Below are 19,856 nucleotides of genomic sequence, written 5' to 3' on the forward strand. Positions count from 1 at the left end.
GGCCGGGGGAGCGGGCGGGTGCTCCAGCCGCGTCGTGCGGTTGAGCTCGCCCTCCTCCGCGGGCAGCGGCCGCGCGGCCGGCCGGGGCAGCACGCTCGTACGGTCCTCCGGGCCCGTCGCGCGGCCCGCGGCCGCGCCGCCGAGCGCCTGCGGGGGCACCGCGTCCAGCTGCTCGTCGCTCAGCTCCGCGCGCGCCCCCCGGGCCAGGCCGAGCAGCGCGACGGCGTCCGCCGGGCGCGCCTGCGGGTCCCGGGCCGTGGCGTCGGCGACGAGGCCGTCCAGAGCCGCGGCCAGGCCCGGCACGGCCGCCGACGGCGCCGGGACGTCCGTGTTCAGGTGCTGGTAGAGGACCTGGGCCGGGGTGCTCCCGGTGTGCGGCTTGGCACCCGTCAGCATTTCGTAGAGGACGACGCCGCACGCGTAGACGTCCACGCGCGGATCGGCGGTGCCGTGCTCCAGCTGCTCGGGGGCCAGGTACGACACGGTGCCGAGGACGGATCCGGTGGATGCCGTGGTGTTGGTGTCCACCGCCCGGACGAGGCCGAAGTCGGCGACCTTCACCCGGCCGTCGTCGCCGATCAGCACGTTCTCGGGCTTCATGTCGCGGTGCACCAGGCCCGCCAGGTGGGCCGCACCCAGCGCGGCCAGCACCGGCTCCAGGATGTCGAGGGCGGCGCGGGGCTGCAGGGCCCCGCGCTCGCGCAGCACGTCGCGCAGGGTGCACCCGGGCACGTACTCCATCGCCAGATAGACGTACGGGCCGTCGGTGCCCTGGTCGTAGACCCCCACCACGTTGGCGTGGTCCAGGCGCGCCACCGACTTGGCCTCGCGGATGAAGCGCTCGACGAACGCGGTGTCGGCGGCCAGGCCCGGGTGCATCACCTTGACCGCGAGCACCCGGTCCAGCCGGGTGTCGAGGGCGCGGTAGACCGTGGCCATGCCGCCCACGGCGATGCGGGCCTCGACCCGGTAGCGGCCGTCGAGCGTGTGCCCGACCAACGGGTCCCCTAGCGTCGTATCCACGCGACGAGTCTAAAAGGGGTGGGGACCAGGCCCCGACCGGGCAGCCCCTGCTACTGAGCGAACTCGGGCCGCTCCGGATCGAGACGTGCCAGGCCCTCCGCAGGAGACGACGCCTCGGCGAAGTGCCGCCGCGGGATCCGCCCCGCCCGGTACGCCAGCCGCCCCGCCTCCACGGCGTGCCGCATCGCCTCCGCCATCAGCACCGGCTCCTGCGCGCGGGTCACCGCGGAGGCGAGCATCACGGCGGCGCAGCCCAGCTCCATGGCGAGCGCCGCGTCGGAGGCCGTGCCGGCGCCCGCGTCGAGGATCACGGGGACCCCGGCCCGCTCGGTGATCAGCTGGAAGTTGTGCGGGTTGCGGATGCCGAGGCCGGAGCCGATGGGCGAGCCCAGCGGCATGATCGCCGCGCAGCCGACGTCCTCCAGCTTGCGGGCGAGGACCGGGTCGTCGCTGGTGTACGGCAGCACCGTGAAGCCGTCGTCCACGAGGATCTCCGCGGCGTCCAGCAGCTCGACGGGGTCGGGCAGCAGCGTGCGCTCGTCGGCTATCACTTCGAGCTTGACCCAGTCCGTGCCGAGCGCCTCCCGGGCCAGCCGGGCCGTCAGCACGGCCTCGCCGGCCGTGTAGCAGCCGGCCGTGTTCGGCAGCACCCGGATGGAGTGCCGCTCCAGCACGGACAGCACGGAGCCGCGGACGCTCGCGTCCAGGCGGCGCATCGCGACGGTGGTCAGCTCGGTGCCGGAGGCGAGCAGGGCGCGCTCCATGACGTCGAGGCTGGGCGCCCCGCCGGTGCCCATGATCAGCCGGGAGCCGAAGGTGGTGCCGGCGATGGTGAGCAGGTCGTCCGCCATCAGAGCTGATCAGCCCCCCTGCACTGCGGTGAGGACCTCGATGCGGTCGCCGGCGCCGAGCCGCGTGGCGGGCCACTGGCCGCGCGGCACGACGGCCTCGTTGACGGCGGCGGCCACGCCGCCGGGCGCGGTGGTCATGCTCGCCACGAGGGTGTCGAGGGTCAGGCCGTGGGGCACCTCGCGGTGCTCGCCGTTGACGCTGATGCCCATGTGGGCCTCGGGGGTGTCAGTGGGGTCGCTGGGGTTCATACGGGCAGCTCCTGCAGCGCGTTCGAGAAGCGTCGGGGGGTGAAGGGGCGGGCCTCCTCGGGGAGGCGCCCGGTGGTCAGCACCTCGGCCATGACGTCGCCGGTCAGCGGGGTGAGGAGGACGCCGTTGCGGTGGTGGCCGGTTGCGGCGTGCAGCCCGGGCAGGGCGGTCGGGCCGAGGAGGGGGGCGTTGTCGGGGGAGCCGGGGCGCAGCCCGGCGGAGGTCTCCACCAGGGGCAGTTCGGTGATGCCGGGCACGAGCTCGTGGGCGTCGCGCAGCAGCTCGTAGACGCCGCCGGCGGTGACGGTGGTGTCCCAGCCGAGCTCTTCGGTGGTCGCGCCGAGGACGAGCTCGCCGTTCTCGCGCGGCACCAGGTACACGGGGCCGCCGCGGACGACCGCCCGCACGGTGCGCGAGAGGAAGGGCGCGTACGCGTCCGGGACGCGCAGCCGCAGCACCTGGCCCTTGACCGGGCGCACGGGCGGCAGGACCTCGGCAGGGACGCCAGCGAGCGTCCCGCTGCGGCTGCCCGCGGCCAGCACCACCTGGTCCGCGGCGATGCGGCTGCCGTCCGCGAGCTCGGCGCCGGCGGCGCGGTCCCCGGCGAGCAGCAGCCGTGCGGCCCCGGCGCGGTGGAAGGCGACCCCGGCCCGCTCGCAGGCCGTGAGCAGCGCCCGCGCGAGCCTGCGGGGATCGGTCTGGTGGTCCTCGTCGACGCGCAGCCCCCCGCGTACGCCGGGCGCGAGCATCGGCTCCAGGCGGCGGCACTCGCGGCCCGTGAGCCACTGCGAGTCCAGGCCGCAGCGCTGCTGCAGGGCGTGCAGTTCGCGCAGGTGCTCGCGGTCGTCGGCGTCGAGGGCGACGGCGAGCGTGCCGCAGGTGCGGTAGCCGGTGGCGAGACCGCTCGCCTCCTCCAGCTCGGCCGTGAAGTGCGGATAGCGGCGCGCGGAGGCCAGGTTGAGGGCGAGCAGCGCTTCCTCGCCGTAGTGCAGCTCGGTCACCGCGGCCAGCATCCCGGCGGCGACGCGCGCCGCGCCGCCGCCCGGTGCGGGATCGGCGACGGCGGTGCGCAGTCCGCGCTGTGCGGCGCGCCAGGCGGTGACGAGCCCGATGAGCCCGCCGCCCACGACGAGGACGTCGCAGGCGGACGGGGTCGGCGCGGTCGGTGTGGTCGTCGACGCGGCCATGAGGTGTCCAGCCCCTCCCTTCGCCGGCATGACCCGGATCAGGTTCGTACGGTCGGAGGCCGTCCAGCCTCCCTCTCAGCCCGGTCGTCCGGGCTCCCGCGAGTGCGTGCACCGGCCACCCTAGTACGCGGCGCGAACCCGGGGCGAGGGCCTGCCGGGCGCCCGGAGGGCCGCGCGTGCGGGCCTCGGCCTACAGTGATCGGGTGAGCGAGCACCGGGAAGAGCCACTTGCCGCCAGTGAGCGGCGCGTCGTCATCGTGGGTGCCGGAATGGCCGGCGTGCAGACCGCGGTCGCCCTGCGCGAGCTCGGCTGGGCCGGCACCGTCACCGTGCTGGGCGCCGAGCCGCACCCGCCGTACGACAGGCCTCCGCTCTCCAAGGCCGTCCTGCTGGGCAAGGCCGACGGCTCCGCGTTCGAGGTGGACTTCGCCCTGCTCGGGACAGACCTGCAGCTCGGGCGGGAGGCCACCGGCCTGCGCCCGGCCGAGCGCCTGGTGGAGACCGCCTCGGGGCCGGTGCCCTACGACGTCCTGGTCATCGCCACCGGCGCCGAGCCCGTCCGGCTGCCCGGCAGCGAGGACCTGCCGAACGTCCACCTGCTGCGCACCCTCGACGACGCCGTGCGGCTGCGGCCGGTCCTGGCCGCGCAGCACGACGTCGTGGCCGTCGGCGCGGGCTGGATCGGCGCCGAGGTCGCCACGGCCGCCCGGGAGGCGGGCTGCGAGGTGACCGTGGTGGAGGCCGCGGACCGGGTCCTCGCCGGCGCGATGCCCGCCGAGGTCGCCGCCCGGATCGCCCCCTGGTACGCCGAGAGCGGCGCCCGGCTGGTGCTCGGCGCGCGGGTGACCGCCGTGGAGGACGACGCGGTCGTGCTGGCCGACGGCACCCGCCTGCCGGCCGGCGCCGTGGTCGTCGGGGTCGGGGCGCGCGCCGCGACCGGCTGGCTGGAGAGCTCCGGCATCGCGCTCGGCGCGGACCGCGCCGTCCTCGCCGACGAACGGCTGCGCACCTCGCTGCCGGGCGTCTACGCGGTCGGCGACTGCGCGTCGTTCCCCTCCGCCCGCTACGGCGAGCGGCTGCTGGTGCACCACTGGGACAACGCCATGCAGGGCCCGCGGACCGTCGCGGCGAACATCGTGCTCGGCCCGGCAGAGGGCCCCGCCTACGACCCGGTGCCGTACTTCTGGTCCGAGCAGTTCGGGCGGTTCGTGCAGTACGCGGGCCACCACGCCGGCGCCGACGAGCTGCTGTGGCGCGGCGACCCGGCGAGCTCCGCCTGGAGCGTGTGCTGGCTGCGCGACGGCGTCCTGGTCGCCCTGCTGGCCGTCGGCCGCCCCAGGGACCTGGCGCAGGGCCGCAAGCTCATCGAGAAGGGCACCCGCCTCGACCGCGCCAAGGCCGCCGACGCGTCCGTGCCGCTGAAGGCCGCGGCACTGTGACGCGCCCGGGTCGGGTCAACCCGGCTACCGGCTGTCAGCGGCAGATGGCAGGCTTGTCCCGTGACCGAGATTGACGCAAAGATCGACGCGCTTGTTCCCGCCTGGCTCAACCTTCCCGACATCGCCGAGGAGCTCGGCGTGGAGGTGACGCGCGTGCGGCAGCTGGTGAAGGAGGGCCAGCTGATCGCCGTGCGCCGCGGTGAGAACCGGGTGCTCATGGTGCCCGCCGCCTTCATCGGCGAGGGCAAGGTCGTCAAGGGCCTGGCAGGCACCCTGACGCTGCTGCGGGACGACGGCTTCACCGACGAGGAAATGCTCGAGTGGCTGTTCACCGCCGACCCCTCCCTGCCGGGCACCCCGGCGGACGCGCTGCGGGAGAACCGCGGCACGGAGGTGAAGCGGCGCGCCCAGGCGCTCGCCGTCTGAGCCGCCCGAGCCGCAGATCCGCCTGAGGGCCCGGTCCGTTTCCGGGCCCGATCCTCATACGGGCGCGCCGGTCGCGCCCGTCACAACCGTCCGGTGTGCGGGCGGAGCACGCCCCCGCCCGCACACCGCCGACCCGGGGGGAACCACCCGATGTCCGCCACCGCCCGCGCGCTCCTCGCCGACGCCCGGCTGTACCTGTGCACCGACGCCCGCAAGCGCCAGGGCGACCTGCCGGAATTCCTCGACGCGGTCCTCGCCTGCGGAGTCGACGTCGTCCAGCTGCGCGACAAGGGCATGGAGGCGGGCGAGGAGCTGGAGCACCTCGCGGTCTTCGCCGACGCCGCCCGGCGCCACGGCAAGCTCTTCGCGGTCAACGACCGGGCCGACGTCGCCCACGCCGCCGGGTCCGACGTGCTGCACCTCGGCCAGGGCGACCTGCCGGTGCCCGCCGCCCGCGCTGTCCTGGGCGAGGAGGTGCTGATCGGCCGGTCCACGCACGCCGAGGCCGAGGTGGACGCCGCGGCCGCCGAGCCCGGCGTGGACTACTTCTGCACCGGCCCCTGCTGGCCGACCCCCACCAAGCCGGGCCGGCACGCCCCCGGCCTGTCCCTGGTCCGCCACGCGGCGGCCCTGGGCAGCGAGCGCCCCTGGTTCGCGATCGGCGGCATCGGCCTCGGCAATCTGGAGCAGGTGCTCGACGCGGGCGCCCGCCGGGTCGTCGTGGTCCGCGCGATCACCGAGGCGGACGACCCCGGCGCGGCCGCGGCGGAGCTGGCCCGGCGGGTCCGCGAGCGCCTGTGAGGACTTCCCGGAACGGCCCGCCGGCGGCCGCCCGCGCCCCCGCGGCGGCCCGGGAACGTCAACGGAACGTCAACGAAACATGAAGATCCCGTCCGCATTGCGGACGGGATACCGGCCTATCGGGCAAATCGCAGAAGTGGGTTGGGGGCCGCGGGGAGCGCTGGTTAACTTGCCGGTATGGCCCTTGGTACCGCCTCCACCAGGACAGACCACGCGCGCACGGTGCGTGACCTGCTCGCCTCAGGCGAGCGGTCGTATTCCTTCGAGTTCGCCGCCCCGCGGTCCGAGAAGGGGGAACGCACCCTCTGGGACGCGATCCGCCGGATCGAGGCCGTCGGCCCGACCTTCGTGTCCGTCACCTACGGCGCGGGGGGCTCCTCCCGCGAGGGCACCGTGCGGGTGACCGAGCGCATGGCGACCGACACGACGCTCACGCCCGTCGCCCACCTGACAGCCGTCAACCACTCCAAGGCCGAGCTGCGCAACATCATCGGTCAGTACGCCGACGTCGGCATCCGCAACATGCTCGCCCTGCGCGGCGATCCGCCCGGCGACCCCATGGGCGAGTGGGTGCGCCACCCCGAGGGCCTGCACTACGCCGCTGACCTCGTCAGGCTCATCAAGGAGTCCGGCGACTTCTGCGTCGGCGTCGCCGCCTTCCCGGAGATGCACCCGCGCTCCACCGACTGGGACACGGACATCCGGCACTTCGTGGACAAGTGCCGCGCGGGCGCGGACTTCGCCATCACCCAGATGTTCTTCTACCCCGAGGACTACCTCCGGCTGCGCGACCGGGTGGCGGCCGCCGGCTGCGACACCCCGATCATCCCCGAGATCATGCCGGTCACCAACGTCCGTCAGATCGAGCGGTTCGCGCAGCTCAGCAATGCCGCGTTCCCGCCCGCGCTGGCCGAGCGGATCCTCGCGGTCAAGGACGACCGCGCCGCTGTACGCTCGATCGGGATCGAGTACGCCACGGAGCTGTGCGCTCGGTTGATGCCCGAGGAGATTCCCGGGCTGCACTTCATTACCCTGAACCACTCCACGGCGACGCTGGAAATCTACGAGAATCTGGGACTGCACCAGCGGTCCTGACGGCCGGCCCCTCGAAGGCGGCGGCCATGAGAGGGGCGTAAATGGGCTGGACGGTCCTCTACATCGCGTTCGGCGTCGTCGCGCTCTGGCTGCTCGGCGAAGTGCTGCTGCAGTACAAGGCGCGGCTGCGCTGGCGCCTCCTCGCCTTCGCCGGGTTCCTCGGCGTCGTCGCGGGCGTCGTCATCCCGTCGGTCGCGGTCATCGCGGCGGGCGCGGTGGCCTTCGCCGTCGGGCAGACGTACGTGACGCTCTCCTTCCGCCGCGGCTTCTCCCGCGGCTGGGCGCTCCGCCGGGACAGGGCGGGCGACGCCGGCACCGCCGACGGCACCGACGCTGCGGGCGAGTTCGGCGCGTCTGATACGAACGAGAAGTCCGTTAAGGGTGGTAGGTCCGGAAGGGGTGTCAAGTCCGGTAGGCGCGCCGGGAAGCCGGCCGCCGAGGACGCCGGGCCGGCGGAGCCGCGCGCCGGCCGCCGCCGCAGGACGGCGCCGGCCGAGGCCCCTCCGCTCGACGAGACCGCGGCCATGCCCGCCGTCCCCCCGCTCGCGGAGCCCGCGAACGACCCCGGGCCGTCCGGCGCCGGACACCTGCCGCCGGCCGGCCCCGCCGCGGGCGACGCGGCCTACGGCGGCTACGGCGACGGCGGTTACGGCACCGCCTCCGCCGCTCCCGCACCGGACCACGGCCCCGCTTCGTACGACGACCCCTACGGCGCCCAGGCCCCCGCGGCGCCCGGAATGCCCGGTGCGCCCGGCCAATTCGACTACGGGCAGGGACAGTACGCCGCGTACTCCGACCCCTACATCGGCAGCCGCCAGCAGGCCTACGAGCCGTACGACGCCTACGGGCAGTACCAGCAGCCCGCCCCGCAGCCCTACGGCATGGGCGGCCACCCCGCCGACGCCTACGCGCCCGCCCCGCAGTACGACATGGACACCCCGCCCGGCGGCGTCTGGGTGCCGCAGCAGCGCGACAGCGACCTCCCGCCCGTCCCGCAGGGCTATGCCCAGCAGGCCTACCCCGGCTATCCCCAGCAACTCCCCGGACAGGGGCAGGGCCAGGGGCAGGCGCAGGGATACGGCGAGCAGTACACCGAGCACCACAACGAGCAGCACCGCTACTGACCGCCGGCCCCGTGGAGCCCTCCGCCCCGGCGGTGGGGCTCCACACGGAGAACCGCCGGATTACTGCGAGCCGCGCCAGTCCGCACCGGAGACGATCAGACCCGCGGCCATCGTCCCGGACATCCCCGCGTGCGCCAGCCCGCCGCCGGGATGGGCGAATCCGCCCGCGAGGTACAGGCCCGGCAGCGACGTCGCATTGGCCGGCCGCAGGAACGCGCCCCCGCCGCCCGCCAGCACCGGCGCCGGAACGCCCCCGCCCTCGGCGCCCGTCGCGCGCTCGGTGTCCGCGGGTGTGCGCACCTCGTGCCACAGCAGGCGCTCCCGCAGCCCCGGCAGCACCCCTTCCGCGGCGTCGAGCACGCGCTCGGCGAAGGCGGCGGCCGTCGCCTCCTCGCCCCAGTCCACCCGGCCGTGCGGGGCGACCGTGGCGGTCAGCGTCACGGCCTCGTGGCCGTCGTCCGGCCGGACGTCCGGATCGTCCGGGCGCAGCACGGTCACCGTCGGCCGGTACCGCAGCGCGGCGGCGCCGCGCGCGCCCTCGCCGAAGATCCCCTCCAACTCCGCGCCGCGGTCCGGGGCGTGGACCACCGTGCGGTGGGCGGCGGCAGCGGGCCGCGCCCCGCGGAGCGCGAGGAAGAGCGTGAAGCGTCCGGGAGGCACCGGCGGGCCGGGCCGCACGGCGGGCCCGCAGGCCGCCGGTGCCAGACGCCGCAGCACGCCGGGCGAAACGCCCGCGACGACCGTGTCGGCCTCGGCCGTGCGCCCGTCCGCCAGCTCCACGCCCGCCGCGCGGCCGTCCTTCTCGACGACCGCCGTGACCTCCGTGCCCAGGACGAACTCCACCCGGCGCGCCAGGCACCGCTCGTAGACAGCGTCGGCCAGGCCGCGCATCCCGCCGCGCACGTACCAGCTGCCGAAGGTCTGCTCCATGTACGGCAGGACCGTCGCGCTCGCGGGGGCGCGGCGCGGATCGAGCCCGTACGCCAGGGCGTGGCTCTCCAACAGGGCCGTGAGCCGGGGGTCCTTGAGCTCGCGCTCGGCGACGGCCGCGAGCAGGGGCGGCGTGCCCCGCCGGAACAGGCCGCGCTTGCGCAGGCCCGGATACGGGTCGTGGCCCAGAGCCTCCACGTACTCGGGGTCGGCGAGCAGCGGCTCCTCCAGCAGGGGGCGGCGCGTGGCGTCCCACACCGCGCGCGCCCGGTTCACGAGCTCGCTCCAGCGCTCGCCTGCCCCCGCACCCACGGCCTCGTCCAGGGCCTGGACGACCCCGGCCCGGGAGGCGTTGGGCAGGGAGACGCAGGTGCCGTCGGCGAAGACGTGCGCGCTCGCCGGATCCACCTGGACCAGGCCGACGCTCTGCTCCAGCGACTCCTTGCCCGTCTTGACGAACAGGTCGCGGTAGACGGCCGGAAGGTGCAGCAGCCCCGGCCCCGTGTCGAAGGCGAAGCCGTCGCGCGTCCTGCGCCCGACGCCTCCGCCGTGCGCCGCCGCCCGCTCGTACACCGTCACCCGGTGGCCCGCGACGGCCAGCCGGGCGGCGGCAGCCATCGCGCCCATCCCGGCGCCGATCACCGCAATCCGTGCCATGGGGCGACTTTATCCGGCGGCACCGACAGCGCCCGCCGGCACCGGTCGGCAGAGCTGCGGACCGGTCCCGCCCGGGCGTGAACGCTTCGCTCTGAGTACTCGTACTCAGAGGAGGAGATGAGTAGGCGCGCGGATGGGCGCCGGCCCCTCCGCGAGGAAGAGTGGTGCCCACGGAAGGGGCGCGGCGCCGGTACCGCCGGCACGGGGCTGCGGAACGGCGCGGCACCCCCGACGTGACCGGGGGGCGGGGGCCCCTGCGAGGGGGTTCGGGGGAACACACGGGGGAACGCCGTTCCGGGGGCGGCCGAGGGGGATTCGGCCGCCGCCGGAACGGCACCGCTCGCCTGCGCGCTAGCGGACCACGCCGCCCAGCCGTCCCTGTAAGACCCGCGCGAGCGAGGCGTGGACCTCGTCCACCGACCGCTCCGGCTGGAACGACTGCCAGTCCAGCGCCGTCACGAGCACCATCCCGAACAGCGCCGACGCCGTCAGGGCCACGTCGGTGCCCGCCGCCGGGTCGTCCTCCGCGGCCGCCTCCCGCAGCACGGACTCGATCACTTCCACCGCCTGCTGCCGCACCCGCGTCAGCGTCGGGCGCCAGGCCCGGTTGGTGCGCCACAGCTCGGCGACGTAGAGCTGGGCCAGCGACGGCTGGCGCGCCACGAAGTCCAGCCCGGCCCGGATCATCGCGTCCAGCGCCTCGGCCGCGCCGCCGCCGCGCTCGGCCGTCTCCTCGGCCGCCGCCCGCAGCGCTCCGGTCAGCAGCTCCATCCCGTGCCGCAGCAGCTCCTCGAACAGATCGGTCTTGCTCGCGAAGTTGTAATAGACGGTGCCCTTGGCCACCCCTGCCCGTTCCGCTATCTCGTCCACGGTGGTGGAGGAGAAGCCCTGTTCGGCGATGAGGGTCACCGCGGCGTCGAAGAGCTTCCGCCGGGTGTTCTGACGGCGCGTACTGCTGCTGTCCATGCAGTGATTCTCTCTGCCCGCGCCGCGCTGTCCGTGCCTGCGTCAACCTCGCGTGGCCGCACGGGTATTCGCGCAGGCGGAAGGCCCGCTCCCGAGCGCCCCGCGCGGCGCCGCGCCGGGCCGGGAGGCCGTGTCGTCCTGCCCCCGGGCGCGGCCCATTAGGCTGGGCGGACGCAACCGTTCGCCACCCCCGAGGAGCCACCCGCCGTGTCAGACCCGCTGCGCCCCCGGGCGTCCCTGCGTACCGCCGTGGTCTGGGAGGTCCTGCGCGACGCCCTGGACCGCCGGGTGAAGGCCGCCGGCCCGGCCGGCGGCGTGCTGGACGTGCTCGACACCGGCGGCGGCTCCGGGCACTTCGCGGTGCCCCTCGCGGCCCTCGGCCACCGTGTCACCGTCGTCGACCCCAGCCCCAACGCCCTCTTCGCCCTGGAGCGCCGGGCCGCCGAGGCCGGCGTCGCCGAGCGGGTGCGCGGCGTCCAGGGCGACGCCCACGGCCTGTTCGACGTGGTGGACCGCGGCGCCTACGACGTGGTGCTGTGCCACGGCGTCCTGGAGTACGTGGACGACCCCGCCGAGGGCGTGCGCAACGTCATCGAGGCGCTCCGCCCCGCCGGCACCCTGAGCCTGCTGGCCGCGGGCCTCGGCGGCGCGGTCCTCTCCCGCGCGCTCGCCGGGCACTTCACCGAGGCCCACCAGGTCCTGACCGACCCGGCCGGCCACTGGGGCGAGGGCGACCCCATGCCGCGCCGGTTCACCGCCGAGCAGCTGACGGAGCTCGTGACCGCCGCGGGCCTGGAGGCCGGAGCCGTGCACGGCGTGCGCGTCTTCGCCGATCTGGTGCCCGGCGTGCTGCTCGACGCCCAGCCCGGGGCCCGCGAGGCGCTCGCCCGGCTGGAGGCCGCCGCGGCCGCGCTGCCGGCCTTCCACTCGGTGGCCACCCAACTGCACGTACTGGCCGAGCGTGGCTGACTGCGCGCTGTAGGTCACACACCACCCGATCAGCTGGTTCGCCCCGTATGATCGGGGGACACCGTCCGGCATGGCCGATCGGCGAACCGGGAATGTACGTCCCGACACCACCGATCGCCACATGGACATCGGTGGGCGGAATGGCGCAGAGGGGCGGGTTTCACGGGGGCGATTCCCTGCCTATCCTGAAAGGGTCGCACCCGGTCGCCCCCCGCGACCGACGAGTAGGAGGACTCCGTGCCGCTCTCGGAGCACGAGCAGCGCATGCTCGAGCAGATGGAGCGAGCGCTGTACGCCGAAGATCCCAAGTTCGCGACAGCGCTCGAGGGCAGCGGCCTGCGCACGTACACCCGGCGACGGGTCTACCAGGCGGTCGCCGGGTTTCTGGTGGGTATCGCGCTCTTGATGACCGGCGTGATGATTCAGGGGCAGTACTGGATCAGTGTGGTCGGCTTCCTCGTCATGCTGGGCTGCGCGGCGCTCGCCGTCACCGGCTGGCGCAAGGCGCCGAGGGCCGGTGCCCAGCGGGGGACGGGCCCGGCGGGGCCCCTGGGCGGCCGCGGCCAGGGGCGTCCGCGCCGCAGCATGATGGACCGCATCGAGCAGCGCTGGCAGCGCCGCCGCGACGAGCAGGGGCACTGAGCGCCCTGACGAGCAGGGCCACTGAGCGCCCTTCCGCCTTTCTCATCCCTTTTCTTCATCCATGGCGTGGGGTCAGGAGCAGGTCTCCTGACCCCACGCCATATCCGTCTCCGGCGGGTGCCGTTCTGACGTGCCCGCGTCTCAGCTGCCGGTGTGCCGCCCGGACCGCCCGGCTCGGCTCGCCCGCCTCGCTCAGGTCCTGGACGAGGGGCTGAGCCGCACGGCGCGGATCCGCCGTGCCGCCGCCGCGCGGCGCCGCGCGAGCCCCCGCAGCAGCCGGGCCGCCGAGCGCGGCAGCAGCAGGGCGCGCAGCCGCGCACCCCGCCCGGCAGCGGCGTGCAGCCCGGCCCGCACGCACTCGACGTCGCCCGCGAGGCCCGGCGCGGGGCGGGGCCGCGGGGCGTACAGCACCTGCTCGACCGCGCCGGCCACGCGGGCCGCGGACGCGGCGGCGGGTCCTTCCAGCGACCCTGCGGTGACGATGCGCGCGGCGGCGGCCCGCGGGGTGCGGGAGCCGTCGGGCGCGATGCCGTAGTCCCAGGCGGAGTCCGTCAGTTCGTGCCAGGCCGCCAGCGTGCGCTCCGCGGTCACGGCGTCCTCGGCGGCGTCCGGCGGGTCGCCGAGGCGGCGGGCGCGCACCCTCCGGCGCCACAGCATGGGCAGCAGGGGAAGCCCCAGGACCGCGAGGGCCGCCACGGCGATGCCCGCCACCGTCCCCGTGGAGGGGCCGCCGGAGGCCTGCCCGCCGCCGTCGGCCTGCAGGGCGTCGGGCCGGCACTCGCCGAGCTTCTTCCGGGCCGGCGGGCAGGCGTCGGTCTCCTGCGGGGGCGCCGGGGCCGCGGCGCTCCGCTCGGGGGCGGGGGCTGGCGCGGCGCCGGGGCCTGCGCCGGTGGCCGGCTCGGCGACCGCGTACTCCGGCGTGGTGCCGCGGCTCGGGGTGGGCTCGAAGCGCGTCCAGCCGATGCCTTCGAAGTACAGCTCGGGCCAGGCGTGGGCGTCCTTGGTCCCGACGGACACCGAGCCGTCCGCCAGGGGGGTGCCCGGCATGAAGCCGACCGCCACGCGCGCGGGGATGCCCAGCGTCCGTGCCATCGCCGCCATGGAGAAGGAGAAGTGGATGCAGAAGCCCCGCTTGGCCTCCAGGAAGCGGACGACGGCGTCCGTGCCGGTGCCCGACGCGACCTGGGTGTCGTACTGGAAGCCCCCGCCGACCGAGAACCAGTCCTGCAGCGCCACCGCCTGCTGATAGGCGTTGGCCGAGCCCGCCGTCACCTTCCGGGCCGTCTGCGCGACCACCGGGGGCAGCGACCGCGGCACCTGGGTGTACGAGCGCAGCACCTCCTCCCGGGGCGCGGGGGCGCTCGCGAGCTGCGCGGGCGTGGGCTCGACCTGCAGGCTGGCGACCTGGTAGCGCACGCCCCGGGTGGTCTGGCCGCGCTCGCCGGTCAGGACGCGGCCCTCCGGCTCGTACCGCCAGCGGCCCTCGGTGCGCACCTCCTCGGCGGGGTAGGGCAGCGGCAGGTAGTTCTGCGCGTAGGCGCCGGAGGCCGTGAGCGTGGTGTCGACGCGCGTGGTGCGCACGCCGGGGGCCAGGCCCGCCGGGGCGGGCAGGACCGCCGGCAGCTCCGACAGGGGGCGCCGGGTGGTCTGCCACGACGCGCCGTCGAAGCGGTCGAGGGCGACGATGCGCAGGTAGAGGTCGCGGGTGTTCTCGGCGGAGGAGCGCAGGCGCAGCAGCTCGCGGTTGGCCGGCTGGTTGAGGCTGTCCTGGAGGGCGACCAGCGGCTTGACGGAGGTGAGCCCGCCGGATCCGGAGCCCGCCGCCTCGCTGCGGCCCCGGGGCTCGAAGAGGCCGCTCTCCATGGCGGGCAGCACGGCAGGCACCGCCAGGGCGAATCCGAGGGCCAGCACGCCGATGCGCCGGCCCGTGCGGAGCGGGCCGTGGGAGATGCGGCCCGGCGGGGGGCCGGGGGCCGGCGGGGCCGTCCGGCGGCCCCCGAAGACCCGGCCCCACTCGGTGAGCCGCTCCCTGCCCTCGGCCAGCAGGAGCAGCAGATAGCCGCTCGCCGCCGCCAGGAACCACAGCCACCCCGAACCGCCCTGTCCGAGCCCGGCGGCCACCGAGTACAGGGCGAGCAGCGGCAGCCCGGCGGGGGCGGCGCTGCGGTACGTGACCGCGACGGCGTCCACCGCCAGGCCCACGACCAGCACGCCCCCGACGAGCAGCAGCCGGATGCCGGCCGTCGCCGGCGCGGGGATGGCGTACCGCCCGACGTCCTCGGCACCCTCCTGCACCAGCTGGCCGAACTCGCGGAAGACGTCGGGGCCTGGCAGCAGCCCGGCGACCGCCTGGTCACCGGCGAAGGCCACGGTGAGCAGGAACAGGGCCGCCAGGGCCTGCGCGGCCACGGTCACCGGCCGGGCCAGCGGCGCCCGGCGGGCGAGCGCGCCCACCCCGCTCTGGAGGGCCAGAAGGAAGGCGGCCTGCAGTATCCACGCGGTCCTGTTGACCAGCGGCAGCATCGCGCAGGAGGCGGCGAGCGTGGCCAGCGCCGCGCTGATCTCCAGCCGTGCCCGCCCGGTCATGCCCGCCCTCCCGCCGCGCCCGCGCCGGGGGAGCCGGGGGCGCCCGCCGGGGCGGCGGGGCCGGGCCCGGCCGCCAGCCGCCACAGCTCGGGCAGCGAGGCCCCGGGGCCGGCGGGCAGCGCCGTCCAGCCCGCGTCGCGCAGCAGCTGCAGCCGCCGCTCGGCCGCGCCGTGGCCGCGGGGGTCGCCCCGCCAGGCGGCCGGATCGAGGACGAAGCCGACGGCGGTGCCGCCGCGCCCGCGCATCCGGGCCGCCAGGGCCGCCTGCTGGTCGTCGAGGCCGCCGAAGAACGCCACGAGCAGCCCGCCCTCGCCGCTCAGGGAGCCGAGGGCGGGGGAGAGGCACGTGCCCTCCGAGTGCTCCACGGCCGCGAGGGACTCCAGAAGCAGGCCCGCCGCGTCCGCGGAGTCGTGGGGGGCTCCGACGTGCTCGCCGGGGGCGCCCGGGCCGGGGACCGCGCCCCCGCTGTCGGTGAGGAGCCGCACGGAGAAGCCGCGGCCCAGCAGGTGCAGCGCGGCGGAGGCGGCCGCCGAGACGGCCCACTCGAAGGACGAGCCGGGGCCCCTGCCCTCGTAGGCGGTGCGGCGGGTGTCCAGCAGCACGGTGCAGCGGGCCCGGCGCGGCTGCTCCTCGCGGCGCACCATGAGCTCGCCGTGGCGCGCGGTCGAGCGCCAGTGCACGCGCCGCAGGTCGTCCCCGTGGCGGTAGCCCCGGGGGATGACGTCGTCCTCGCCGGCGAGGGCGGGGGAGCGGCGCAGGCCGTCGCCGTGGCCCGCGCCGGGGCCGCCCAGGCGCACCGCGGGCAGCGGCTCGGTGTGCGGCACGACCGTCAGGGTGTCGTACGCGCTGAAGCCGCGGGTCAGCTCGCACATCCCGAAGGGGTCCGTCAGCCGCAGCTGCAGCGGGCCGAGCGGATAGCGGCCGCGCAGATCGGAGCGGACGCGGTAGGAGACCTCGCGGCGGCCGCCGGGCTCGATCCGGTCGAGGACGAAGCGGGGCCGGGAGCCCAGGACGTAGGGCACCCGGTCCTGGAGCATCAGCAGGCCGGTGGGCAGCCGGGAGACGCTGTCGATCCGCAGCCGGACGCGGGCCTCGGCGCCCGCGGGGACGCGGACGGGCGTCAGGCGGCGGCTGCTCGTGACGCGGTGGCGGGTGCGGTGGAGCACGGCCACGCAGAGCAGGGGCAGCACGGCCAGTAACAGCCCGACCCGCAGCAGGTCGGCCTGGCCGAGCACGTAGGAACAGGAGGCGGCGGCGATGCCGGCCGCGAGGAAGGAGCGGCCGCGGGTGGTCAGCCCGCCCAGCGCCGCCCAGAAGCCGCCGCCCGCCGCGGACGGCCGGCCCCGGCCCCCGGGCCCGGGATCCGCGCCCTCCCCCGGCCCCATCACAGCCTCCGGGTCTGCCGCCAGGCGGCCTGCGCCGACGGGTCGGGCACGGGGGTGCGGCGGAGGATGTCGAGGACGGCCTGCTCGGCGGTGCGCCCGCCGAGCTGGGCCTGGGCCGTGGGCAGCAGCCGGTGGGCCAGGACGGGGACGGCCAGGGCCTGGACGTCGTCGGGCAGGGTGAACTCGCGGCCCGCGAGGGCGGCGGCCGCCTTGGCCGCGCGCACCAGGTGGAGCGTGGCCCGCGGGGACGCCCCGAGCCTGAGGTCGGGGTGGTGCCGGGTGGCGGTGACGAGGTCCACCGCATAGCGCCGGACGGAGTCCGCCACGTGGACCGTGCGGACCGCTTCGACGAGCTTGACGACCTCGTGGGCGTGGGCGACCGGCTGCAGGTCCTCCAGCGGGGAGAGCTGCCCGGAGCAGCCGTGCGCGTCCAGCATGCGCAGCTCGGCCTCGGGGCTGGGATAGCCCATGGAGACCCGGGCCATGAAGCGGTCGCGCTGGGCCTCGGGCAGGGGGTAGGTGCCCTCCATCTCGACGGGATTCTGCGTGGCCACCACCATGAAGGGGCTCGGCAGCTCGTAGGTGCGCCCGTCGACGGTGACCTGGCGCTCCTCCATGGACTCCAGCAGCGCCGACTGGGTCTTGGGCGAGGCGCGGTTGATCTCGTCGCCGATGACGATCTGGGCGAAGACCGCGCCCGGCTTGAACTCGAAGTCGCGCCGCTGCTGGTCGAAGACGCTCACGCCCGTGATGTCCGAGGGCAGGAGGTCGGGCGTGAACTGGATGCGGCGCACCGAGCAGTCGACGGAGCGCGCCAGGGCCTTGGCGAGCATCGTCTTGCCGACACCCGGCACGTCCTCGATGAGCAGGTGGCCCTCGGCGAGGAGGACCGTGAGCGCGAGCCGCACGACCTCCGGCTTGCCCTCGATCACGCCCTCCACCGCCCGGCGGATCCGCTCCGCCGCGGTGGTGAGGTCTCCCCCTACGCTCGGCTCCGCCTGCGTGGGGGGAACCCCAAGGCTCCCCGGCTCGCCATAGGTCGTCACCCGGCCCTCCTCGGCCCGTCCTGCGGGCTTGCGGTCCGCTGGTCACGAACCGGCCCGCCCCCGAATACGGACACCGCGCCCCGCGCGTCACACAGGGGCGGCGTCCTCTCCGCATTCTCGCCGCCCGTGCGGCGCCGCGTCACCGCCTGTGGACAATCAGTGCTGCGGGTCGATCTCGCGCAGCAGACCCGTCGTCACATCGAAGATGAAACCGCGGACGTCGTCGGTGTGCGGCAGGAACGGCGAGGTCCGTACGCGCTGCATGGACTGCCGGACATCCTGCTCCAGGTCCTTGAAGGCCTCCACCGCCCACGCCGGGCGCTGCCCGACCTCGGCCTCGATCTCGTGGCGGAAGTCCTCGGTCAGGGTCAGCAGACCGCAGCCGGTGTGGTGGATGAGGACGACGGAGCGGGTGCCGAGGGCGCGCTGGCTGATGGTCAGCGAGCGGATGATGTCGTCGGTGACGACGCCGCCCGCGTTGCGGATGGTGTGGCAGTCGCCGAGCTGGAGGCCCAGCGCCGCGTGCAGGTCGAGCCGGGCGTCCATACAGGCGACGACGGCGACCTTGAGGACCGGGCGCGCGTCCATGCCCGGGTCGGAGAAGTGGGAGGCGTACTCAACGTTGGCCTGAACCAGACGGTCCGTAACCGTCTGCTGCCGGGCGCTGTCGGAGCTCTGGGGCACTGGCCGGGACGCGGATATCGACATGTGAACGACGGTAGTCGGCGCAGCGCCCGGAGGCCCGTTACGCCCGCCACAAAACCCCTCCCGCAAGGCCCTGTGTGAGGTAAGCCACAGGAGTGGCGCCCCTGCGGCCGTCCGGGTGAACGGAACGGTTCCCGCCATTTGTGCCCGCGGACGTCCCGCGCCGCGCCCGTCCCGGGACGCGCTGGCCGGTTGATTGACCGGGGGGACGAGTGGACTAAAGTGACGCGAAGTGGGAGGCCTGATGCTCCCTCTGGACACCGAAGAACCCGCACGCGCGCGACGCGGACGCACCCCTCGGCCTCCTCCCGCTCCCCGGTCGTCCGGCGCCCCTTCCCCGGTGCCGGGCAGGCCGCTTCCCCTTGGAGCGGGCGGGGACCCGGGGATGCGGACGCGCCCGTGCGCGCCCGGGCACCCCTAACTCAGAAGGGCGCATGAGCAGCAACGCGCGACACGTCCCCGTCATGCTCCAGCGCTGCCTGGACATGCTCGCTCCCGCTCTCACCGAGCCCGGCGCCGTCGTCGTCGACTGCACCCTGGGCGCCGGCGGGCACAGCGAGGCGCTGCTCAAGTCCTTCCCCGAGGCCCGGCTCGTCGCCCTCGACCGCGACCCCACGGCCCTGGAGCTCGCCGGCGAGCGCCTCAAGCCGTACGGAGAGCGCGCCACGCTCGTGCGGGCCGTCTACCACGAGCTGCCCGAGGTCCTGGAGCGGCTCGGCATCCCCAGGGTCCAGGGCGTCCTCTTCGACCTCGGCGTCTCCTCGATGCAGCTCGACGAGGCCGACCGCGGCTTCGCCTACGCGCAGGACGCCCCGCTGGACATGCGCATGGACCAGACGACGGGCATCAGCGCGGCCGAGGTCCTCAACACGTACGCCCCCGGCGACCTGGTGCGCATCCTGCGCGCCTACGGCGAGGAGAAGCAGGCCCGCAGGATCGTCGAGGCCGTCGTCCGCGAGCGCGCCAAGGAGCCGTTCAGCAACAGCGCCCGCCTCGTGGACGTGATCCGCGAGGCCCTCCCGCAGGCGGCCAAGCGGCACGGCGGCAACCCCGCCAAGCGCACCTTCCAGGCCCTGCGCATCGAGGTCAACGCCGAGCTCGCCAGCGTCGAGGCGGCCATTCCCGCCGCCGTGGCCGCGCTCGCCGTCGGCGGCCGCATCGCCGTGCTGTCCTACCAGTCCCTGGAGGACCGCATCGTCAAGCAGGTCTTCGCGGCCGGCGCCACGAGCACCGCGCCGCCCGGCCTGCCCGTCGTCCCCGAGCGCTACCAGCCCCGCCTGAAGCTCCTCACCCGCGGCGCCGAGCTGCCCACCGAGGAAGAGGTCGCCGAGAACCGCCGGGCCGCCCCCGCGCGGCTGCGCGGCGCCGAACGCATCCGCGAGGACATCCGGTGAGCCCGGCCGCCCGCCGGGGCACCCGGCTGGGCCGCCTGGTGGGTCCCGTCGGGGCCAAGCGCACCCCCTTCGTCCTCCTCGTGGTGGTGCTGCTCGGCTCCGGCCTGATCTCGCTCCTCCTGCTGAACTCCGCCCTCAACCAGGGCTCCTTCGAACTCTCCCGCCTCCAGCGCAAGACCACCGAGCTCACCGACGAGCAGCAGGCCCTCCAGCAGGAGGTCGACCAGCTCGCCGCCCCCGACGCCCTGGAGCGCCGCGCCCGCGAGCTCGGCATGGTCCCCGGCGGCAACCCCGCCTTCCTCAGCCCCGACGGCACCGTCCGCGGCTCGCCGTCCCCCGCCGGGGCCGACCCCGTGGCCTACCGCGCGCCCGCACCGGCCG

General features: G+C 75.6%; 19 protein-coding genes and 1 riboswitch. Of the genes, 9 read left to right on the plus strand and 10 right to left on the minus strand.

Annotated elements, in window-relative coordinates; genetic code table 11:
* The 4 genes from ACSNOG_RS25340 to thiO form a co-directional block, all read right to left on the minus strand.
* Positions 1-1,023 (minus strand): protein kinase domain-containing protein (locus ACSNOG_RS25340; RefSeq protein WP_436755010.1); only part of this gene is annotated, 1,023 nt, incomplete at its 3' end.
* A 50-nt stretch (positions 1,024-1,073) separates the two neighbouring features.
* Positions 1,074-1,874, minus strand: coding sequence for a thiazole synthase (locus ACSNOG_RS25345; RefSeq protein WP_436755011.1), 801 nt, complete (start codon positions 1,872-1,874; stop codon positions 1,074-1,076).
* Positions 1,875-1,883: 9 nt separating this feature from the next.
* Positions 1,884-2,084 carry a sulfur carrier protein ThiS gene (gene thiS, locus ACSNOG_RS25350; RefSeq protein WP_436755027.1) on the minus strand — a complete coding sequence of 67 codons (201 nt, stop codon included), beginning with the start codon at positions 2,082-2,084 and terminating at the stop codon, positions 1,884-1,886.
* Between the two features lie 35 nt (positions 2,085-2,119).
* Positions 2,120-3,310 (minus strand): glycine oxidase ThiO, encoded by a 1,191-nt coding sequence (gene thiO / locus ACSNOG_RS25355; protein WP_436755012.1) that lies wholly within the window; start codon positions 3,308-3,310, stop codon positions 2,120-2,122.
* A riboswitch (TPP riboswitch) is annotated at positions 3,309-3,420 on the minus strand. (Overlaps the previous gene by 2 nt.)
* Positions 3,421-3,579: 159 nt before the next feature.
* On the opposite strand from thiO, the gene ACSNOG_RS25360 reads away from it, so the two are divergent.
* The 5 genes from ACSNOG_RS25360 to ACSNOG_RS25380 all read left to right on the plus strand — a co-directional run bounded on the left by ACSNOG_RS25360 (position 3,580) and on the right by ACSNOG_RS25380 (position 8,195).
* Positions 3,580-4,749: an NAD(P)/FAD-dependent oxidoreductase gene (locus ACSNOG_RS25360; protein WP_436755028.1), complete on the plus strand. Its 1,170-nt coding sequence runs from the start codon at positions 3,580-3,582 to the stop codon at positions 4,747-4,749.
* Positions 4,750-4,809: 60 nt separating this feature from the next.
* The gene (locus tag ACSNOG_RS25365; RefSeq protein ID WP_436755013.1) at positions 4,810-5,175 is read left to right on the plus strand and encodes an Rv2175c family DNA-binding protein; all 366 of its coding nucleotides are present in this window, start codon (positions 4,810-4,812) and stop codon (positions 5,173-5,175) included.
* Positions 5,176-5,325: 150 nt separating this feature from the next.
* Positions 5,326-5,976 (plus strand): thiamine phosphate synthase, encoded by a 651-nt coding sequence (gene thiE / locus ACSNOG_RS25370; RefSeq protein ID WP_436755014.1) that lies wholly within the window; start codon positions 5,326-5,328, stop codon positions 5,974-5,976.
* 177 nt (positions 5,977-6,153) lie between these two features.
* Entirely contained in the window at positions 6,154-7,071 is a 918-nt protein-coding gene (gene metF, locus ACSNOG_RS25375) for a methylenetetrahydrofolate reductase [NAD(P)H] (protein WP_436755015.1), read from the plus strand.
* A gap of 41 nt (positions 7,072-7,112) precedes the next feature.
* The gene (locus ACSNOG_RS25380) at positions 7,113-8,195 is read left to right on the plus strand and encodes a hypothetical protein (protein WP_436755016.1); all 1,083 of its coding nucleotides are present in this window, start codon (positions 7,113-7,115) and stop codon (positions 8,193-8,195) included.
* 60 nt (positions 8,196-8,255) lie between these two features.
* Here ACSNOG_RS25380 and ACSNOG_RS25385 read toward each other — a convergent pair whose 3' ends face one another.
* Together ACSNOG_RS25385 and ACSNOG_RS25390 are read right to left on the minus strand one after the other, a co-directional pair.
* On the minus strand, positions 8,256-9,782 hold the full coding sequence (locus ACSNOG_RS25385; protein ID WP_436755017.1) for a phytoene desaturase family protein: 1,527 nt from the start codon (positions 9,780-9,782) through the stop codon (positions 8,256-8,258).
* A gap of 351 nt (positions 9,783-10,133) precedes the next feature.
* Positions 10,134-10,748, minus strand: coding sequence for a TetR/AcrR family transcriptional regulator (locus ACSNOG_RS25390; RefSeq protein WP_436755018.1), 615 nt, complete (start codon positions 10,746-10,748; stop codon positions 10,134-10,136).
* A gap of 207 nt (positions 10,749-10,955) precedes the next feature.
* Between ACSNOG_RS25390 and ACSNOG_RS25395 the strand changes: the two genes are divergently transcribed.
* The gene (locus tag ACSNOG_RS25395) at positions 10,956-11,717 is read left to right on the plus strand and encodes a methyltransferase (protein ID WP_436755019.1); all 762 of its coding nucleotides are present in this window, start codon (positions 10,956-10,958) and stop codon (positions 11,715-11,717) included.
* A 237-nt stretch (positions 11,718-11,954) separates the two neighbouring features.
* Positions 11,955-12,359, plus strand: a complete 405-nt coding sequence (locus ACSNOG_RS25400; protein WP_436755020.1) for a DUF3040 domain-containing protein — start codon at positions 11,955-11,957, stop codon at positions 12,357-12,359.
* A 192-nt stretch (positions 12,360-12,551) separates the two neighbouring features.
* Here the strand turns inward: ACSNOG_RS25400 and ACSNOG_RS25405 are convergent, their stop codons facing one another.
* From ACSNOG_RS25405 to ACSNOG_RS25420, 4 genes are all read right to left on the minus strand, one after another.
* Entirely contained in the window at positions 12,552-14,945 is a 2,394-nt protein-coding gene (locus ACSNOG_RS25405; protein ID WP_436755021.1) for a transglutaminaseTgpA domain-containing protein, read from the minus strand.
* Positions 14,942-16,330, minus strand: a complete 1,389-nt coding sequence (locus tag ACSNOG_RS25410; protein ID WP_436755022.1) for a DUF58 domain-containing protein — start codon at positions 16,328-16,330, stop codon at positions 14,942-14,944. The genes ACSNOG_RS25405 and ACSNOG_RS25410 overlap by 4 nt, the downstream gene beginning before the upstream one ends.
* Positions 16,330-17,376: an AAA family ATPase gene (locus ACSNOG_RS25415; protein WP_436755023.1), complete on the minus strand. Its 1,047-nt coding sequence runs from the start codon at positions 17,374-17,376 to the stop codon at positions 16,330-16,332. Before ACSNOG_RS25415 ends, ACSNOG_RS25410 begins: the two co-directional genes overlap by 1 nt.
* 156 nt (positions 17,377-17,532) lie before the next feature.
* The gene (locus ACSNOG_RS25420; RefSeq protein WP_436755024.1) at positions 17,533-18,084 is read right to left on the minus strand and encodes a beta-class carbonic anhydrase; all 552 of its coding nucleotides are present in this window, start codon (positions 18,082-18,084) and stop codon (positions 17,533-17,535) included.
* Between the two features lie 431 nt (positions 18,085-18,515).
* On the opposite strand from ACSNOG_RS25420, the gene rsmH reads away from it, so the two are divergent.
* Both rsmH and ACSNOG_RS25430 read left to right on the plus strand, forming a co-directional pair.
* Positions 18,516-19,475 (plus strand): 16S rRNA (cytosine(1402)-N(4))-methyltransferase RsmH, encoded by a 960-nt coding sequence (gene rsmH, locus ACSNOG_RS25425; RefSeq protein WP_436755025.1) that lies wholly within the window; start codon positions 18,516-18,518, stop codon positions 19,473-19,475.
* A partial coding sequence (locus ACSNOG_RS25430; RefSeq protein WP_436755026.1) for a septum formation initiator family protein occupies positions 19,472-19,856 on the plus strand: 385 nt, incomplete at its 3' end. The genes rsmH and ACSNOG_RS25430, both read left to right, overlap by 4 nt.

The organism is Streptomyces sp. URMC 124 (genome assembly GCF_051386455.1).
GTDB lineage: Bacteria > Actinomycetota > Actinomycetes > Streptomycetales > Streptomycetaceae > Streptomyces.

Excerpts from the sequence above, each read along its gene's own strand:
- thiO (WP_436755012.1), bottom strand. The coding sequence starts at position 3,310 with ATGGCCGCGTCGACGACCACACCGACCGCGCCGACCCCGTCCGCCTGC.
- metF (WP_436755015.1), top strand. The coding sequence starts at position 6,154 with ATGGCCCTTGGTACCGCCTCCACCAGGACAGACCACGCGCGCACGGTG.
- ACSNOG_RS25380 (WP_436755016.1), top strand. The coding sequence starts at position 7,113 with ATGGGCTGGACGGTCCTCTACATCGCGTTCGGCGTCGTCGCGCTCTGG.
- thiS (WP_436755027.1), bottom strand. The coding sequence starts at position 2,084 with ATGGGCATCAGCGTCAACGGCGAGCACCGCGAGGTGCCCCACGGCCTG.
- ACSNOG_RS25420 (WP_436755024.1), bottom strand. The coding sequence starts at position 18,084 with ATGTCGATATCCGCGTCCCGGCCAGTGCCCCAGAGCTCCGACAGCGCC.
- rsmH (WP_436755025.1), top strand. The coding sequence starts at position 18,516 with ATGAGCAGCAACGCGCGACACGTCCCCGTCATGCTCCAGCGCTGCCTG.
- ACSNOG_RS25390 (WP_436755018.1), bottom strand. The coding sequence starts at position 10,748 with ATGGACAGCAGCAGTACGCGCCGTCAGAACACCCGGCGGAAGCTCTTC.
- thiE (WP_436755014.1), top strand. The coding sequence starts at position 5,326 with ATGTCCGCCACCGCCCGCGCGCTCCTCGCCGACGCCCGGCTGTACCTG.
- ACSNOG_RS25360 (WP_436755028.1), top strand. The coding sequence starts at position 3,580 with ATGGCCGGCGTGCAGACCGCGGTCGCCCTGCGCGAGCTCGGCTGGGCC.
- ACSNOG_RS25345 (WP_436755011.1), bottom strand. The coding sequence starts at position 1,874 with ATGGCGGACGACCTGCTCACCATCGCCGGCACCACCTTCGGCTCCCGG.
- ACSNOG_RS25405 (WP_436755021.1), bottom strand. The coding sequence starts at position 14,945 with ATGACCGGGCGGGCACGGCTGGAGATCAGCGCGGCGCTGGCCACGCTC.
- ACSNOG_RS25385 (WP_436755017.1), bottom strand. The coding sequence starts at position 9,782 with ATGGCACGGATTGCGGTGATCGGCGCCGGGATGGGCGCGATGGCTGCC.
- ACSNOG_RS25410 (WP_436755022.1), bottom strand. The coding sequence starts at position 16,330 with ATGGGGCCGGGGGAGGGCGCGGATCCCGGGCCCGGGGGCCGGGGCCGG.